Here is a 15,206-nt window from a genome sequence, read left to right as displayed (position 1 = left end):
CATGAAGACGGCGACGGTGCGGGCCGGCACCGTCAGCGTCCCGGCGTCGGTGTCCCCCGTCCGCCGCGGCGCCCTGGGCAGTGGTTCGGTCAGGCGAGCGTAGCGTCCAGGGTGATGTCGACGGCCTTCAGCGCCTGGCTCACGGGGCAGTTCTCCCGGGCGCCTTCGGCGATCTTCTGGAAGGTCGCGTCGTCGATGCCCTCGACGGTCGCGGTCATCGTCAGCGCGATGCCGGTGATGCCGGTGCCCGCCACGAACGTGACCTCCGCGGTGGTGCGCACCTCCGTGGGCGGCGTGTCGTTCTTCTTCAGCTCGTTGGAGAACGCCATGGAGAAGCAGGTGGCGTGCGCCGCGGCGAGCAGCTCCTCGGGGGTGGTCGTGGTGTCCGACCCCTCGGCGCGGGCGTTCCACTCGACCGGGAAGGTGGCGGCACCGGAGCTGTCCAGCGACGTGCTGCCCTTGCCGGTGAACAGGTCACCGTTCCAGGTGGTGCTGGCCTTGCTGACAACAGGGTTGGGCATGGGAGGCTCCTCGTCTCGGGTGGGCTCCGCGGGCAGCGGGCCCCTCCCTTGCACCGTAACGCGTGTGGTCAGCACGGTCATCTCCGGCCGCGCGCACCACAGTCCAGCTCCGCGGATTCTTCTCCGGCTCATCCGCGCTTCTGTCCTGCACTGCCAGGGTCCACGGCCCGTAGGTGCAGGACATAGCGCCGGGCGGTCGGGCGGGCGCGGATAATGGCTCAGCGTGGTGGCTGTCCTGCAGGGGTTCTGGCTGATCGCGGTCGTCATCGCGGTCGGTTGGCTCATCGCGCACACCGGCCTGTTCGGCCGCGAGGGACAGCAGATGCTGGCGCGCCTCACCTTCTGGGTCGGCTCCCCGTCGCTACTCTTCCTGGTCGTCGCGGACGCCGACGTCAGCGTCCTCTTCTCCGGGTTCCTGATCGCCACGGTCGCCGGGGTGCTGGTGACCGCCGGGCTCTACCTGCTCTATGCCCGCGTGGTGCTGCGCCGGCCGCTGTCCCACGCGGTGATGGGCGGGATGGCCGTCAGCTATGTCAACTCCAACAACCTCGGGGTGCCGATCGCGGTCTATGTCCTGGGGAACGCCTCGTGGGCGGCCCCCATCCTGCTCATGCAGCTGCTCTTCCTGCAGCCGATGTGGCTGGCGGCACTCGACGCCACCGGACAGGGCAGGGTGTCGAGGCGTCGGCTGCTGCTCTCACCGTTCACCAACCCGCTGACCATCGGCAGTCTGCTCGGCCTCGTCGTGGCCGTCTCCGGGATCCAGCTGCCCGAGATGGTGCGGGCACCGATCGACCTCATCGCCGGCCTCGCGATCCCCGGCATGCTGCTGGCCTTCGGCATCTCGTTGCGGCTCTCGCCCGTGCCCCGGGGCCGCAACAACCTCGCCGAGCTGGGCGCCATGGTGCTGCTCAAGCTCGGGGTCATGCCCGCAGTCACGTGGCTGGTCGCCGGTCCCGTCCTCGGGCTCTCCACGGCCGAGGTGCTCGGTGCCGTCGTGATGGCCTCGCTGCCGACCGCCCAGAACGTCTTCATCCTGGCCGTGGCCTACCGTCGTGGGGAGAACCTCGCGCGGGACAGCGTGTTCGCCACGACGTTCCTGGCCATGCCAGCCATGCTGCTGGTGGTCACCTGGATGGGTGTGGGCTAAACGCCTTCAGCCGTCACCTCGTGCGTCCGGCTGTCGTAGGTGAACAGGACCATGCCCCCGTCATGGGGGAGCGCGATGTTGGCACCGTCGCGGGCTCCACCGGCTCCGTAGTTCTCCTCCCAGCTCCCACCGACCGCGACCTTGAACTGGTACTCACCGGCCGGCAAGTCGAGGGTCGCGGTCCACGTGCCGGACGCCTCGTCATACGCCATCGCCGCCTGGGCACACGAGGGGTCCCAGTCGGCCGGGCAGCCCAGCGCGGCGTTGAAGGACCCGGGCAGGGTGACCTGCGCCGGCTCCCCCGCGGCCGGTGGGGCGGCCGGCGGCACCACCGTCGCGGTGGAGGTCGCGAAGGCCACCTCCCCCGCCAGCGGCTTGGCCACGGCGATGAGCTCGACCTCGCCCTCGGGCAGCGCCGCGGCGTCGGCGTAGACCCGGAATGGCGGAGCATCGTCGGTGCCGAGCACCTGCCACTCAGCCTCGCTCCCCACGGGCCGGACGGCGAAGGTGACCTGGGCGAACGGCATACTGCCCCCGGCTTCGGCTTCGGCTTCGGCCTCGGCGACGGAGGCGGAGATCTCCGCGCGACCGGTTAGCTCGCCCGCGGTGCCCATCGCGACCCGCAGCGACGACGGCTGCGCGACCGACTCGACGCTGCGGTAGACCACGGCGGACAGCGGGGGCACCTGCACCGTGACCTGGCCCGCGGCGTCGGAGGTGATGCCCTCCTCCGTGCCGTAGACCGGCTCGAACTCGGCGTCCGCCGCATAGGTCGCAAAGCTCGCGACAGCCGGCTCGACGTCGTTGTTGAGGGCGACGACATACTCGATGCCGTCCTGCGGAAGCAGCCGACTGACGGCGAAGACGCCCGGGCCGTCGGCCGCGAACCGCGGGATCTGCGCGCCGTCCGCGAGCGCCGGGTGCGCCTCGCGGAGCGCGGACAGCTCGGCGATGTGCCGGTAGAGCGGGGCCTCGGTGTCATACCGGTCCCGCGCCCCGGGGTCGTCGAAGACCACGTCCTCCTCGGCATACTGCTCGACCTGGGTCGCGAAGAGGTCCTGGCGGGCGTCCTTGTCACCACCCCGCCCGATCAGCCCCTGCTCGTCGCCGTAGTAGACGACCGGTTGGCCGCGGGTCAGGAACATCAGGGTGTGCCCGAAGGCGACCCGCTCGGGCAGGTCGCCGTGGACTATGGCGGGCCCGCCGAGGAAGCGGGAGAAGCGGCCCATGTCGTGGTTGCCCAGGAAGGTCGGCAGGGCGTAGGCGTTGGAGTCGGCGTCGGTGTACCAGTCGTCGCCGGCGAAGAGGCTCGCCAGGGCGGCGGCGGACTCGCCCCGGGAGTATGCCGTGGCGCGGGCCTGGAAGCCGAAGTCCAGGGTCGCGGGGAGCCGGCCGGCCGTGGAGTAGGTGCTCATGACGATCGGGTTGGCGTCGTAGACCTCGCCGAACATGAAGAAGTCGTCATTGCCCTGCGCCGCGGCGTGCTCCAGCATCGCGGGCCCGAACTCCGTCCAGAACTCCAGGTTGACGTGCTTGGTGGTGTCGATCCGGAAGCCGTCGACGCCGGTGTCGATCCAGGAGGTGTAGATGTCGATCATCCCCTCGACCACCTCCGGCTGCTCCGTGGCCAGGTCGTCCAGCCCGAAGAAGTCGCCGAGGAGGGAGGACTCGCCCTCGAACGTGCTGTTGCCGCGGTTGTGGTAGCGCGCGGGGTCGTTGAGCCAGGCGGGCACCTTGAGGTCCTGGTCCTCCGGCGCGACGACCGGGGTGTAGGGGTCCTCGCCCATCGGCCGGTAGGAGTGCTCCCCCTCCTCGTAGTCGATGACGTCGGCGGTGTGGTTGGTGATGATGTCGAGGAAGACCAGCATGTCGCGCTCGTGCGCCGCCTCGACCAGCGCGGCGAGGTCCTCCTCAGTGCCCAGGTGCGGGTCGACGGTGGTGAAGTCGGTGATCCAGTAGCCGTGGTAGGCCGCGCTCTCCTGCCCCACCTCGCCCTGAACCCACTGGTTGGTCATCACCGGGGTGAGCCAGATCGCCGTGGTGCCCAGCCCCTCGAGGTAGTCCAGCCGCTCGGTCAGCCCGGCCAGGTCACCGCCGTGGTAGAAGCCGGTGTCGGTGGGGTCGAAACCGTGCACGAGGCGGTCGCCGTCGAGCCCCGCCGTGTCGTTGGTCGGGTCGCCGTTGGCGAACCGGTCGGGGAGGACGAAGTAGAACTGCTCCCGGGTCAGCGGGCCGCGGAGCGCGTCGAGCGCGAGGGCCTCGATGTGATCGGGGACCGCATCCGCGACTGTCGCCGCCCCGCCCTCCCCTTGAGCGCTGGTCGCCACGGGGTCGTTCCCCGCCGTGGTCCGGTCACCGCCGAGCACCGGCGGCAGGACGATCCCGGCCACGACCAGTGCGGCGAGCGCGCCGGTGGCGACCAGGGCGGTGCGGCGTTTCATGCGGGCAGTATGCCGTGAGTCGGTGAATCAGCTGCTGTGTCCTGCACCCGCAGGGTTCTGACCCTGGCAGCGCAGGACATAGTCGCGACGAGGAGTTGATGCCCGTCCCGAGAGCTACGACGGCGCGAACCGGTGCTCAGCGCTCGCGCACCACCCGTCCCTCGTCCCAGACCGGCTCGGTCGTCTCCCGGACCTGGCCGTCCGCGCCGAAGACCAGGAAGCGGTCGAAGCCGCGGGTGAACCAGCGGTCATGGGTGACCGCGAGCACCGTGCCGTCGAAGGCCTCCAGGCCGATCTCCAGGGCCTCCGCCGAGTGCAGGTCGAGGTTGTCGGTCGGCTCGTCGAGCAGCAGCAGCGTGGCGCCGGACAGCTCAAGGAGCAGGATCTGGAAGCGTGCCTGCTGGCCTCCGGAGAGGGAGTCGAAGGTCTGCTCCCCCGACCGCGCCAGCTCGTAGCGGTCGAGCACGCGGGCCGCCTCGTCGCGCGGCCGTCCACGCCGGTGCTCGTCGCCGCGGTGCAGGATCTCGAGCAGCGTGCGACCCACCAGGGCTGGGTGGTCGTGCGTCTGCACGAACCAGCCGGGTCGCACGCGCGAGCCGAGCCGGGCGACACCGGTGTGCGCCACGGGGTCTGGTGCCACGTCTCCGACGGGGCGGTGCTCGACCTCCGGGTCGGAGCCGCCCGCGGCGAGAAGTCGCAGGAAGTGGGACTTGCCGGAGCCGTTGCTGCCGAGCACGGCGACGCGCTCGCCGTACCAGACCTCCAGGTCGAAGGGGTGCATGAGCCCGGTGAGCTCCAGACCCTCACAGATGACGGCCCGCTTGGCGGTCCGGCCGCCCTGCAGGCGCATGGTGACGTGCTGGGCGATGGCCACCGCCTCGGGCGGACCGGCCTCCTCGAAGCGGCGCAGCCGGGTCTTCGCCGCCTGGTACTGGCTGGCCATATCGGCGTTGTAGGACGCCTTCTGCTTGTACATGAGCATCAGCTCGCGCAGCTTGGTGTGCTCCTCGTCCCAACGCCTGCGCTGCTCCTCCAGGCGGGCGTTGCGCTCCACCCGTGCGTCGTGCCACGTGGCGAAACTGCCCGGATGCACCCACAGTGAGGCACCGGCGGACCCCGGCTCGAGGGTCGCGACCCGGGTGGCCGCGTTGGAGAGCAGCTCGCGGTCGTGGCTGACGAAGAGGACCGTCTTGGGCGACTCGCGCAGCTCCCCCTCCAGCCACTGCTTGCCGGGGACGTCCAGGTAGTTGTCCGGCTCGTCCAGCAGCAGCACCTCGTCGGGGCCGCGCAGCAGCGCCTCCAGCGCCAGCCGCTTCTGCTCACCACCGGACAAGGTGTCGGTCGTCCGCCACTGGGCCTGCTCGAACGGGACTCCCAGTGCGCTGACCGTGCACACGTCCCACAACGTCTCGGAGTCGTAGCCACCGACGTCCGCCCAGTCGACCAGGGCCTGGGCATAGGCCATCTGGGCCGGCTCATCGTCCACGGTCATCACGGCATACTCCGCCCGGTCCAGGGCCTGCGCGGCCTTGCGGACCTCGGGCGGCGACACCGAGACCAGGAGGTCTCGGACGGTCGGGGGCTCGTCGGTGCTGCTGCGCCCCATCGTGCCGATGAACTGGCTCATCACCCCCAGCCCGCCGCTGCGGGACACCGACCCGGACCTGGCCACGAGGTCACCGGCGAGGAGTCGCAGCAAGGTGGTCTTGCCGGTGCCGTTGGGGCCGACGAGGGCCACCTTGGCGCCCTCCCCCACCCGGAGCGACACGTCGTTCAGCAGGGGCCGCCCGTCGGGGAGGGCGTAGCTGACTCCGTTGACCTCAAGATGACCCACGGCCCCATTGTCCGTGGGGCCGTGGGCCATCTCAAACCGTTTGCCGTGCGGCGACGGCTAGCCGCTCACCCGCGGTAGTTGGGCTGGGTCTGCGGGTTCAGCTCGTCCAGGACGACCCTGGCTCCCGGGTCAGTCCGGGGGTCGTCGATGCGCAGCACGTCGAAGCCCTTGGTGATGTCCGAGGAGTAGATGTAGCCGTTGTAGTAGTACGCCGACCAGGACCCGCCCAGGATCAGGTTCTCGTCGGAGATCGGACCGCGCTCGAAGAAGCCGATCTCGTGCGGGTTGCTCGAGTCGGTGAAGTCCCACACGGAGGCGCCGCCCTGGTACCACGCCTGAACCATCAGGTCCTTGCCGTTGACCGGGATCAGTGAGCCGTTGTGCGCCACGCAGTTCTCGGTGTTGAACTGGTGCCGGTCGATCTTGTAGTACGACTGGAAGATCAGGGACCGTCCGCGCAGGTCGTAAATCGCGTTGGCGCCGCGGTTCGGCCCGACCGCCTCGTTGCAGGTGGCCGCGCCACCGCCGCCCAGCTCGTCGGTGAAGACGACCTTCTTGGCCTGCTGGTTGAACGTGGCGGAGTGCCAGAAGGCGAAGTTCTCGGTGTCCCGGACCCGCTCGATCACCTTGGGCTTCAGGGGCTGGGCGATGTCCAGCAGGATGCCGTCACCCATGCAGGCGCCGGCCGCGATGTTGCGCTTCGGGTAGGCCGTGATGTCGTGGCAGCCGCTGGTGTTGGCATAGCCACCGTCGTCGTCGGCGAAGAGGTTGGGGGTCGCCACGACCGCCGCGTCCTCCGGAGAGTTGACCGGCACGTCGATGATCGAGATCAGGTCGTGCGGTGGCTGGCAGTCCGGGTAGGTGGCGCGGGGCCCGTAGCTGCTGACGTAGAGGTAGACGTTCTTGCCGTTCTTCGACGGGATCATCGTGTGGGTGTGAGACCCACAGTTGGTCTCGACGGCCGCGACGTACTCCGGGTTGGCGGGGTCGCTCACGTCGAAGATCCGCATGCCCTCCCAGGCGTCCTTCTCGCTCGCGCTCAGCGACTCGCTCTGGCAGGAGTCGTCGGAGCGCGAGGCGTCCACGGAAAGGAAGAGCAGGTCGCCGTGGATGCTCAGGTCGGCCTGCCCGCCCGGGCAGAGCACCTGGCTCACGGTCTCCGGGGACTCCGGCTCGGAGATGTCGTAGACCGTGAAGCCGTTGTAGTTGCCCACGTAGGCCAGGTCACCCTGGAAGGCCATGTCGGTGCCGTAGGAGTCCGCGAAGGCTCCCTGCGGTGCGATGTTGGCGAGGTGCTCGACATTGTCGCTGGTGGCGATCTCGTCGACCTCAAGGTCGGTCCCCGAGTCCGCGGCGACCGCGGCGACGGCGGGCACCGCGAGGAGCGCGGCGGCCAGCACCGTGGCCTGGAGCCCCCTGGTGAGTCCTTTGGTGAACATCGTGATCCCTTTCCTGGGTGAGCAGGCCGCCCCGATGTCGACCAGTGGTGGTGTGATTTCGCCACACTAGGGAGGGGACGTCCGTGCCGACAGGCATCAGGAAAAACCCATAAGCACACCAGACCAAAATTTTACGATCGGCGTGATTGGCTACAGCCCATGACTCGACGTGGTTGGGCCTCCTGCGCCCTCGTGCTGGTGGTTGTCCTCGCCGGATGCTCCGGCGGGGAGCCAACACCCGATGAGGGACCGACCGCCGACGAGGCGACCTCGACAACCCGCATCCTCCAGCCCGGCAAGCCCGGCGAGGACAACGCCCAGGTCACGGGCGACATCAGTGTGGAGACGCCCACCGCCTCGGTCGCGGACACGACCTTCATGCAGGAGATGATCCATCACCACGCGCAGGCCCTCGAGATGGTCGACCTGGTGGAGGGAGATCTGCAGGATGCCGAGGTGCAGGTCATCGCGGCCCGCATCCGGGACGCCCAGGGCCTGGAGATCGAGATTATGGCCACCTGGTTGACGCAGAACGGAGACCCGGTGCCGGCTGTGGCGGCCGAAGCCGGTGTCGATCTGGAGGCCCTGGGTGCGGTGGTGCTCGAGGAGCACGCTGGCCACGGCGACGGGCACGGAGACGGCCACGACACGGGTCATGGCGACGGACATGCTGCCACGCAGGGGAACGGCTCGACGCACACCATGCCTGGCATGGCATCTCCCGAGCAGCTGCAGGAGTTGGGTGCTGCAGCCGGCCGGGAGGCCGACCTGATGTTCCTGGAGCTGATGACCGCCCACCACGCCGGGGCCCTGGTCATGCTCGATGAGCACGGCCTGGGGGCGAGCGACCTTCGCGCGATGGAGATCGGTGACGAGATGTCGGCCGAGCAGCGGGCCGAGATCGGCCGGATGGAGGACATCCGCGCTCGCCTGGAGGCCGGCTGAGGTCGTCGGCGGCCCTGAGCGGCCCCTGCGCCGACCCGTCGTTTCGGCTCGCCGCGATGAGGCTTCCTCCCTAATGTCGAAAGGCGCCGGAACCCGGCACCGGACCACGAGGAGGCTGTGTCATGGCAGAGAAGGACTACACCACTGCGACGGACCACGGCGGGGACCCGTATGTCGTCGACATCGAGCAGGAGACCCTGGACAACGACGAGTTCCGCAAGACTCTGTGGACCGGCAAACACCTGCAGCTCACCGTGATGAGCATCCCGGTCGGGGACGACGTCGGGCTGGAGGTGCACGAGAAGAACGACCAGTTCCTGCGCGTCGAGAAGGGCAAGGGCCGCACCGAGATGGGGCCAGCCGAGGACGACCTGCCGTTCACCCGGGACGTGGAGGACGACGACGTGATCCTGGTGCCCGCCGGCACCTGGCACAACGTCGTCAACACCGGCGACGAGCCGCTGCAGCTCTATGCCCTCTACGGCCCGCCGGACCACGAGCCGGGCACCGAGCACCCGACGCACGAGGACGCCGAGAAGGACCCCAACGAGGAGTGAGCCTGCCCGTCACCCCAGGTCGCGCTCAGCTGTGCGCAAGGCAGTGCGTCGACCACGGCCGCACCTCGAGCCGCCCCTCGAGGATCTCCTCGCCGCACTCGTCACACCGCCCGTAGGTGCCTTCCTCGAGTTTGGCTTGCGCACGCCGCACCTGGTCGAGGATGCCCTGAAGGTTGTCGTGCGCCCCCACCGCGGTGAGCCGGTCAACGGCCATCGCCGTGCCGTCCCCGACGCGTTTGCCGAAACTGATCGCGCCCTGGTCCTGCTCCGGCCGGGTCAGGCGGGCCATCTGCTCCAGCAGGTCGGCCTCCTTGGCGCTCAGCGTCGCCCGGATCTCCTGGTCGTCCATCTCTCTACTCTGCCACCGTGTCGGACTCCTGCCCCGGGCGCACCGCCCCTCAACCCAGCAGCCACGTGTCCAGGTCGAGGAGCCAGTGGTTGCGCAGACTGAGCGCGCGCTCGAGCGAGGCCGCGATGCCGGCGACGAACAGGGTCGTGCTGAGCCAACCAGGCAGCGAGAACGGGGAGGTGAAGGTGCCGACCCGCTCGGCCACCACGTCCCAGCTGGTGACCAGCTCGAGCAGCTGCGGCACGAAGAACACCAGGCCGACCGCCAGGACCGCGATCGCGACCCGTCCGACCCACCGGCTCAGCCGCGGATAGCGGTGACCCGCGACCGCCCGCCAGTACTCCCCGCTGTTCCGGACCGGCCGCAGCACCTGCTCACCGCCGCCACCATCGGGGACGTGGTGCATCCGGGTGACCCCGAACGTCCCCGTCGCCACCTCGACCACCCCTCCGGGCACCGGGAAGGCGGCGGGTGACTCGGCGACAAACTGCTCCCGGCCATCACGGTAGAAGCGGGTCGTGTCGTCCCAGTCGAAGTAGTCCACGTCGACGGAGTACTCGTGCTCGACCCCGTCCTCGTCCGGCAGCTCGATCCGGAAGACCGAGCGGGTCGGGATGTGCCACAGCCGATGCGGCTTCAGCGCACTCCCGTCACCGGGTTTGACCTTGGCCAGCTGCCGCTCCCGCCTCCACGCCCTCCACACCTGCGCGCTCCCCTCCTCGTGTGCTGCTCCAACCCTAACCACCACGGGAGCAGGCGGCGACGGAGATTCAGGGCAGCGTGCGGGTCGCCCTGGCCTGCTCGGCGCGGCCCGCCAGCTCCTCGTCCGCCGGGTAGACGATCTCCTCCAGGCACAACCCGTGGGCCGGCATCACGGTCACCCGCGGGTCCCGCACGCCGGCGGTGAGGATCTCGCGGGGCCAGCCCACGGCATACTGCCCCTCCCCGACCGGGACCACGGACCCGACGAGCGAGCGGACCATGCTGTGGCAGAAGGCATCGGCGACGACAGTGCCGATCAGTATGCCGTCCGCTCCCCTCTCCCAGGAGTAACCCAGGAGGGTGCGCACCGTGGTCGCACCCTCGCGGCGCCTGCAGAAGGCGGCGAAGTCGTGCAGCCCGGTCAGGGCTCGGGCGGCCTCGTCCATGGACGTGGCGTCGAGCGGCTTCTTGTGGAGCACGGTGTCGCGACGCCGCAGCGGGTCGAGGGTCGTGGGACGGTCGCAGATCCGGTATGTGTAGCGGCGCCGCAGTGCCGAGAACCGGGCGTCGAAGGCGTCGGGCACGGGAGTGACGGCCCGCACCACGATGTCGGGGGGTAGCACACCAGCCAGTCGGGTCACTGCAGCCTCGTGCGGCGGACGGTCGGACCGGCCGGGGAGCCTTTCCCAGGCGTCCGGGTCGATGTCGGCGTGGGCGACCGAGCCTCGCGCGTGCACCCCCGCGTCGGTGCGGCCACCGACGGTCAGCTGGACCGGGTCGGTGCGCAGGATCGTGCCGAGGCCGGCGGACAGCACACCCTTGACCGTGCGCAGCCCGGGCTGCACCGCCCACCCCGAGAAGTCGGTGCCGTCGTAGGCCAGGTCGATCCGGATGCGCACCCCCAGAACCTACCTGCCCTGCCCACACCCGGCCGAGCCCGCGTGTCGTGCAGCGGACAAGTGGCAGCACAACGGGGAGCGCCCGCCTCCCGGAGGGGAGGCGGGCGCTCGGTGGTCACGGGACCGCTTGAGCAGTCACGGGACGGGTGTGATCAGGCGTCGTCCTTGACCGTGTTGGCAGCCTCGGTAGTGTCCTCGGTGCTCTCGTCGTTGACCTCAGCGGTCTCGGCGGGGGCGGCAGGGGTGACCTCTGCGTTCTCAGCGGCCTCCACCTCAGCCTGGGCCTGGTCGACCTCGGCGGCGTCGGTGGTGGTGGGCTCCTCGGCAGCCAGCTCGGTGTCGGTGATCGCGGCCTCCTCGGCAGCCTTCTTGTCCTTGGCCGCACGCTTGGTGGCGCCCTCGGCCTGCGTGACGACGGCCTTCTTGGCGACCGGCTCGCGGACCAGCTCGATCACGGCCATGGGGGCGTTGTCGCCCTTGCGCGGCGCGATCTTGGTGATGCGGGTGTATCCGCCCTGGCGCTCGGACATGTCCGGCGCGATCTCGGTGAACAGACGGTGCACCACGCCCTTGTCGCGGACGATGGCCAGCACGCGGCGACGGTTGTGCAGGTCACCGCGCTTGGCGAAGGTCACCAGGCGCTCGGCGAACGGACGCAGCCGCTTGGCCTTGGCCTCGGTGGTGGTGATGCGGTCGTGCTCGAAGAGGGCGGTGGCGAGGTTGGACAGGATCAGGCGCTCGTGCGCCGGACCGCCGCCGAGGCGCGGGCCCTTACTGGGGGTAGGCATAACTCAGGTCTCCTCTAACGGAATCAGTACTGCTCGTCCTCGGCGAAACTGGCGTCGCCCTCGTCATCCAGGTCCTCGGACAGGTCGGCCTGGGCCGGGTCGAACCCGGGAGGGCTGTCCTTGAGGGCCAGGTTCATCTCGGCCAGCTTCTCCTTGACCTCGTCGATGGACTTCGCACCGAAGTTGCGGATGTCCAGCAGGTCGGCCTCGCTGCGGCTGACGAGCTCGCCCACGGTGTGGACGCCCTCGCGCTTCAGGCAGTTGTAGGACCGGACGGTCAGGTCCAGGTCCTCGATCGGCAGGGCCAGGTCGGAGGCCAGCGCGGCGTCGGTCGGCGACGGGCCGATCTCGATGCCCTCGGCCTCGACGTTCAGCTCACGAGCCAGACCGAACAGCTCGACCAGGGTCTTGCCGGCGGAGGCCATCGCGTCGCGCGGGGCCATCGAGTTCTTGGTCTCGACGTCCAGCACGAGGCGGTCGAAGTCGGTGCGCTGCTCGACACGGGTCGCCTCGACCTTGTAGGTCACGGCGAGCACCGGGGAGTAGATCGAGTCGACCGGGATGCGGCCGATCTCCTGGTCACCGGACTTGTTCTGCTGCGCGGAGACATAGCCGCGACCGCGCTCGACGGTCAGCTCCATCTCGATCTTGCCGCTGTCGTTCAGCGTCGCGATGTGCAGGTCGGGGTTGTGCACCTCGACACCGGCCGGCGGCGCGATGTCCGCGGCGGTGACCGGGCCCGCCCCCTGCTTGCGCAGGTACATGATGACCGGCTCGTCGTGCTCGCTGGAGACGACCAGGGTCTTCAGGTTCAGGATGATCTCGGTGAGGTCCTCCTTCACCCCCGGGATGGTGGAGAACTCGTGCAGCACGCCGTCGACGCGGATGCTGGTGATCGAGGCGCCGGGGATGCTGGACAGCAGGGTCCGGCGCAGGGAGTTGCCGAGGGTGTAACCGAAGCCAGGCTCCAGCGGCTCGATCGCGAACCGCGACCGGGACTCGGAGACGACCTCCTCGGACAGGGTGGGGCGCTGTGCAATGAGCACGGTTTTTCCTTTCCACGGGCGACCGCTATTTGACGCCCGGTGAGGTGCCGGTCAAGCCGGCGCTCGGCATACCTCTGTCTGTGTGCCGAGGGACTCAGGCTGCCAGGAGCGCTCCGCTCGCGGAGCGAGCCCGAGGAAACCAGCGAGCTTGCGAGCTTTGGTTTCCGCGGAACATCGATCGTGCGAGCGGAGCGAGCTCCCAGCAGTCCCGAGGGGGTCTGGGGGCGGAGCCCCCAGGGTGTTAGTTCTTCGAGTACAACTCGACGATGAGCTGCTCGGTGAGGATCGTGTCGATCTGCTCACGGGTCGGCAGCTGGTGGATCAGGATCTGCAGCGAGCCCGGGACGACCTTCATCCAGGCCGGGATCGGGCGGTCACCGAAGGTCTGGCGGGCCAGCTCGATCGGGAACTTCTCGACGGACTGCTTGCGGACCGTGATGATGTCGTACTGCTCCACGCGGTAGGACGGGACGTCCACGCGCTGGCCGTTGACCTCGAAGTGACCGTGCGTGACCAGCTGGCGGGCGGCACGACGGGTCCGGGCCAGGCCGGCGCGGTAGATCACGTTGTCCAGGCGGGACTCGAGGATGGTCAGCAGGTTGGAGCCGGTGCGGCCGGGGCGGCGGGCCGCCTCGGCGTAGTAGCGGCGGAACTGCTTCTCCATCACGCCGTAGGTGAAGCGGGCCTTCTGCTTCTCCTGCAGCTGGGTCAGGTACTCCTTCTCCTGGCTGCGGCGACGGCCGTGCTGCCCCGGGGGGAACGGACGCAGGTCGAAGTTCTTGTCGCCGCCGACGAGGTCGACCTTGAGCCGGCGGGACTTCTTGGTGATGGGTCCGGTGTAACGGGCCATGTTCTTTCCTTACCTTCCCTTCCGGTTCTCAGACTCGACGCTTCTTGGGCGGACGCACACCGTTGTGGGCCTGGGGGGTGACATCGGAGATGGCACCGACCTCGAGGCCGGCAGCGGTGAGCGAGCGGATCGCGGTCTCGCGACCCGAGCCCGGGCCCTTGACGAAGACGTCGACCTTGCGCATGCCGTGGTCCATCGCACGACGGGCGGCGGCCTCGGCGGCCATCTGCGCGGCATACGGGGTGGACTTGCGCGAGCCCTTGAATCCGACCTGGCCGGACGAGGCCCACGAGATCACGGCACCGGTGGGGTCGGTGATCGAGATGATGGTGTTGCTGAACGTGCTCTTGATGTGAGCCTGCCCGTAGGCGACGTTCTTCTTCTCCTTGCGGCGCACCTTGCGCGCGCCAGCCGTACTACGGCTCTTGGGGGGCATTCAAATCTCCTGACGAATGAACAAGTGTGTGGTCCGTGCGCGCCCGCGAGCGCAGCGAGCGTTCGGGGGGCAGTTGGGGGCGGAGCCCCCGACCGTGACTACTTGGTGGCCTTCTTCTTGCCGGCGACGGTCCGCTTGGGACCCTTGCGAGTGCGGGCGTTGGTCTTGGTGCGCTGTCCGTGCACCGGCAGACCGCGGCGGTGCCGCAGGCCCTGGTAGCTGCCGATCTCGACCTTGCGGCGAATGTCGGCTGCGACTTCACGACGCAGGTCACCCTCGAGGCGGTAGCTGCCCTCGAGGTGGTCACGCAGCTGGACCAGCTGCTCGTCCGTCAGGTCCTTGACGCGGGTGGACGGGTCGACGCCCGTCGCGGCCAGCGTCTGGTCGGCGCGGGTGCGGCCCACGCCGAAGATGTAGGTGAGAGCGACCTCGACGCGCTTCTCGCGCGGCAGGTCGACACCGATGAGACGTGCCATGTGGCGGTTCTCCTGGGTTCGTGTGGAGGTCGTGGGGCAACACCGGTCCGCATCCTCTGTGGTGGGCTCTGGCTCCTAGGAGCACGGGCCCGCGGTCCCCGGCCTCCACGCCGGGGGTGACGTCCCGCATATCGGGGGTCGGGTGCTGCGTACTGCTTTCAGTTGTCGTCGTGGTCGAGCCGCGACTCGTGCTGGGCGGTGGTGCTGCCCGGCGTGATCAGCCCTGGCGCTGCTTGTGGCGCAGGTTCTCGCAGATCACCATGACCCGGCCGTTGCGGCGGATCACCTTGCACTTGTCGCAGATCTTCTTGACGCTCGGCTGAACCTTCATGTTCTTGGTGCCGTCTTTCGGATCTGGTGGGTGGATGCTGGCTGGTGCGGGCCGGGGCCCGCTCCGGTCAGCGGTAACGGAAGACGATGCGTCCGCGGGTCAGGTCGTACGGGCTGAGCTCCACGACAACCCGGTCCTCGGGGAGGATCCGGATGTAGTGCTGACGCATCTTGCCGGAGATGTGAGCCAGCACAACGTGACCGTTGGTCAGCTCGACCCGGAAGTTCGCGTTAGGGAGGGCCTCCACAACGGTGCCCTCGATCTCAATGACGCCTTCCTTCTTCGCCATGTCCTCCACATTTCTGAGCAACCGTGGCGGCGCCCGGATCGACAAGGGTCGACCCTGGTTCCGTCGCGGTCACAAGGGTTGATTGCACTGCGTGGTCCGTGCCCGGGCATCCCTGAAGGAGTCCAGACGGGGACCGAGGGTCAAGTCTACGCC

Annotated in this window: 17 protein-coding genes; 3 read left to right on the top strand and 14 right to left on the bottom strand. The window is 69.2% G+C overall.

Translation table 11 applies throughout. The features are described 5' to 3' along the window. Positions 1-89: 89 nt before the first annotated feature. The gene (locus tag MWU75_RS02410; protein ID WP_247087955.1) at positions 90-521 is read right to left on the bottom strand and encodes an OsmC family peroxiredoxin; all 432 of its coding nucleotides are present in this window, start codon (positions 519-521) and stop codon (positions 90-92) included. Between the two features lie 226 nt (positions 522-747). On the opposite strand from MWU75_RS02410, the gene MWU75_RS02405 reads away from it, so the two are divergent. After that, complete coding sequence (locus MWU75_RS02405; protein WP_247087954.1) at positions 748-1,671, top strand: AEC family transporter; 924 nt, start codon at positions 748-750, stop codon at positions 1,669-1,671. Here MWU75_RS02405 and MWU75_RS02400 read toward each other — a convergent pair. From MWU75_RS02400 to MWU75_RS02390, 3 genes are all read right to left on the bottom strand, one after another. Beyond that, positions 1,668-4,112: an alpha-amylase family glycosyl hydrolase gene (locus tag MWU75_RS02400; protein WP_247087953.1), complete on the bottom strand. Its 2,445-nt coding sequence runs from the start codon at positions 4,110-4,112 to the stop codon at positions 1,668-1,670. The two genes, MWU75_RS02405 and MWU75_RS02400, sit on opposite strands and share 4 nt — an antisense overlap. Before the next feature lie 136 nt (positions 4,113-4,248). Continuing rightward, positions 4,249-5,946: an ATP-binding cassette domain-containing protein gene (locus tag MWU75_RS02395; protein ID WP_247087952.1), complete on the bottom strand. Its 1,698-nt coding sequence runs from the start codon at positions 5,944-5,946 to the stop codon at positions 4,249-4,251. A gap of 65 nt (positions 5,947-6,011) precedes the next feature. Beyond that, positions 6,012-7,385 carry a hypothetical protein gene (locus MWU75_RS02390; RefSeq protein WP_247087951.1) on the bottom strand — a complete coding sequence of 458 codons (1,374 nt, stop codon included), beginning with the start codon at positions 7,383-7,385 and terminating at the stop codon, positions 6,012-6,014. A 159-nt stretch (positions 7,386-7,544) separates the two neighbouring features. Between MWU75_RS02390 and MWU75_RS02385 the strand changes: the two genes are divergently transcribed. Then, positions 7,545-8,330: a DUF305 domain-containing protein gene (locus MWU75_RS02385; RefSeq protein WP_247087950.1), complete on the top strand. Its 786-nt coding sequence runs from the start codon at positions 7,545-7,547 to the stop codon at positions 8,328-8,330. Positions 8,331-8,452: 122 nt separating this feature from the next. Next, entirely contained in the window at positions 8,453-8,887 is a 435-nt protein-coding gene (locus MWU75_RS02380; RefSeq protein WP_247087948.1) for a cupin domain-containing protein, read from the top strand. Between the two features lie 25 nt (positions 8,888-8,912). On the opposite strand, the gene MWU75_RS02375 is transcribed toward MWU75_RS02380, so the two are convergent. The 10 genes from MWU75_RS02375 to infA form a co-directional block, all read right to left on the bottom strand. After that, entirely contained in the window at positions 8,913-9,236 is a 324-nt protein-coding gene (locus MWU75_RS02375; protein WP_247087947.1) for a TraR/DksA C4-type zinc finger protein, read from the bottom strand. Between the two features lie 49 nt (positions 9,237-9,285). After that, complete coding sequence (locus MWU75_RS02370) at positions 9,286-9,939, bottom strand: hypothetical protein (RefSeq protein ID WP_247087945.1); 654 nt, start codon at positions 9,937-9,939, stop codon at positions 9,286-9,288. Between the two features lie 67 nt (positions 9,940-10,006). Beyond that, on the bottom strand, positions 10,007-10,837 hold the full coding sequence (gene truA / locus MWU75_RS02365; RefSeq protein WP_247087944.1) for a tRNA pseudouridine(38-40) synthase TruA: 831 nt from the start codon (positions 10,835-10,837) through the stop codon (positions 10,007-10,009). A 152-nt stretch (positions 10,838-10,989) separates the two neighbouring features. After that, positions 10,990-11,625 (bottom strand): 50S ribosomal protein L17, encoded by a 636-nt coding sequence (gene rplQ, locus MWU75_RS02360; RefSeq protein ID WP_247087943.1) that lies wholly within the window; start codon positions 11,623-11,625, stop codon positions 10,990-10,992. Between the two features lie 23 nt (positions 11,626-11,648). Further along, positions 11,649-12,671 (bottom strand): DNA-directed RNA polymerase subunit alpha, encoded by a 1,023-nt coding sequence (locus MWU75_RS02355; protein ID WP_247087942.1) that lies wholly within the window; start codon positions 12,669-12,671, stop codon positions 11,649-11,651. Between the two features lie 241 nt (positions 12,672-12,912). Next, complete coding sequence (rpsD, locus tag MWU75_RS02350; RefSeq protein WP_247087941.1) at positions 12,913-13,521, bottom strand: 30S ribosomal protein S4; 609 nt, start codon at positions 13,519-13,521, stop codon at positions 12,913-12,915. 28 nt (positions 13,522-13,549) lie between these two features. Further along, positions 13,550-13,957 (bottom strand): 30S ribosomal protein S11, encoded by a 408-nt coding sequence (rpsK, locus tag MWU75_RS02345; RefSeq protein WP_247087940.1) that lies wholly within the window; start codon positions 13,955-13,957, stop codon positions 13,550-13,552. Between the two features lie 98 nt (positions 13,958-14,055). Beyond that, positions 14,056-14,433 carry a 30S ribosomal protein S13 gene (rpsM, locus tag MWU75_RS02340; protein ID WP_247087939.1) on the bottom strand — a complete coding sequence of 126 codons (378 nt, stop codon included), beginning with the start codon at positions 14,431-14,433 and terminating at the stop codon, positions 14,056-14,058. Between the two features lie 217 nt (positions 14,434-14,650). Beyond that, on the bottom strand, positions 14,651-14,764 hold the full coding sequence (gene rpmJ / locus MWU75_RS02335; RefSeq protein ID WP_006592630.1) for a 50S ribosomal protein L36: 114 nt from the start codon (positions 14,762-14,764) through the stop codon (positions 14,651-14,653). 67 nt (positions 14,765-14,831) lie between these two features. Further along, a complete protein-coding gene (infA, locus tag MWU75_RS02330; protein ID WP_247087938.1) occupies positions 14,832-15,053 on the bottom strand; it encodes a translation initiation factor IF-1 in 222 nt (73 codons plus the stop codon). Positions 15,054-15,206: the final 153 nt, after the last annotated feature.

The organism is Ornithinimicrobium sp. F0845 (assembly GCF_023015765.1).
In the GTDB taxonomy this organism is placed as follows: Bacteria; Actinomycetota; Actinomycetes; order Actinomycetales; family Dermatophilaceae; genus Ornithinicoccus.
This window is presented reverse-complemented; position numbering and strand designations above follow the sequence as displayed.

Coding starts and splice junctions, on each gene's coding strand:
- rpsD (WP_247087941.1), bottom strand. CDS start 13,521: ATGGCCCGTTACACCGGACCCATCACCAAGAAGTCCCGCCGGCTCAAG.
- MWU75_RS02375 (WP_247087947.1), bottom strand. CDS start 9,236: ATGGACGACCAGGAGATCCGGGCGACGCTGAGCGCCAAGGAGGCCGAC.
- rpsK (WP_247087940.1), bottom strand. CDS start 13,957: ATGCCCCCCAAGAGCCGTAGTACGGCTGGCGCGCGCAAGGTGCGCCGC.
- MWU75_RS02380 (WP_247087948.1), top strand. CDS start 8,453: ATGGCAGAGAAGGACTACACCACTGCGACGGACCACGGCGGGGACCCG.
- infA (WP_247087938.1), bottom strand. CDS start 15,053: ATGGCGAAGAAGGAAGGCGTCATTGAGATCGAGGGCACCGTTGTGGAG.
- MWU75_RS02385 (WP_247087950.1), top strand. CDS start 7,545: ATGACTCGACGTGGTTGGGCCTCCTGCGCCCTCGTGCTGGTGGTTGTC.
- MWU75_RS02410 (WP_247087955.1), bottom strand. CDS start 521: ATGCCCAACCCTGTTGTCAGCAAGGCCAGCACCACCTGGAACGGTGAC.
- MWU75_RS02390 (WP_247087951.1), bottom strand. CDS start 7,385: ATGTTCACCAAAGGACTCACCAGGGGGCTCCAGGCCACGGTGCTGGCC.
- rplQ (WP_247087943.1), bottom strand. CDS start 11,625: ATGCCTACCCCCAGTAAGGGCCCGCGCCTCGGCGGCGGTCCGGCGCAC.
- MWU75_RS02400 (WP_247087953.1), bottom strand. CDS start 4,112: ATGAAACGCCGCACCGCCCTGGTCGCCACCGGCGCGCTCGCCGCACTG.
- rpmJ (WP_006592630.1), bottom strand. CDS start 14,764: ATGAAGGTTCAGCCGAGCGTCAAGAAGATCTGCGACAAGTGCAAGGTG.
- rpsM (WP_247087939.1), bottom strand. CDS start 14,433: ATGGCACGTCTCATCGGTGTCGACCTGCCGCGCGAGAAGCGCGTCGAG.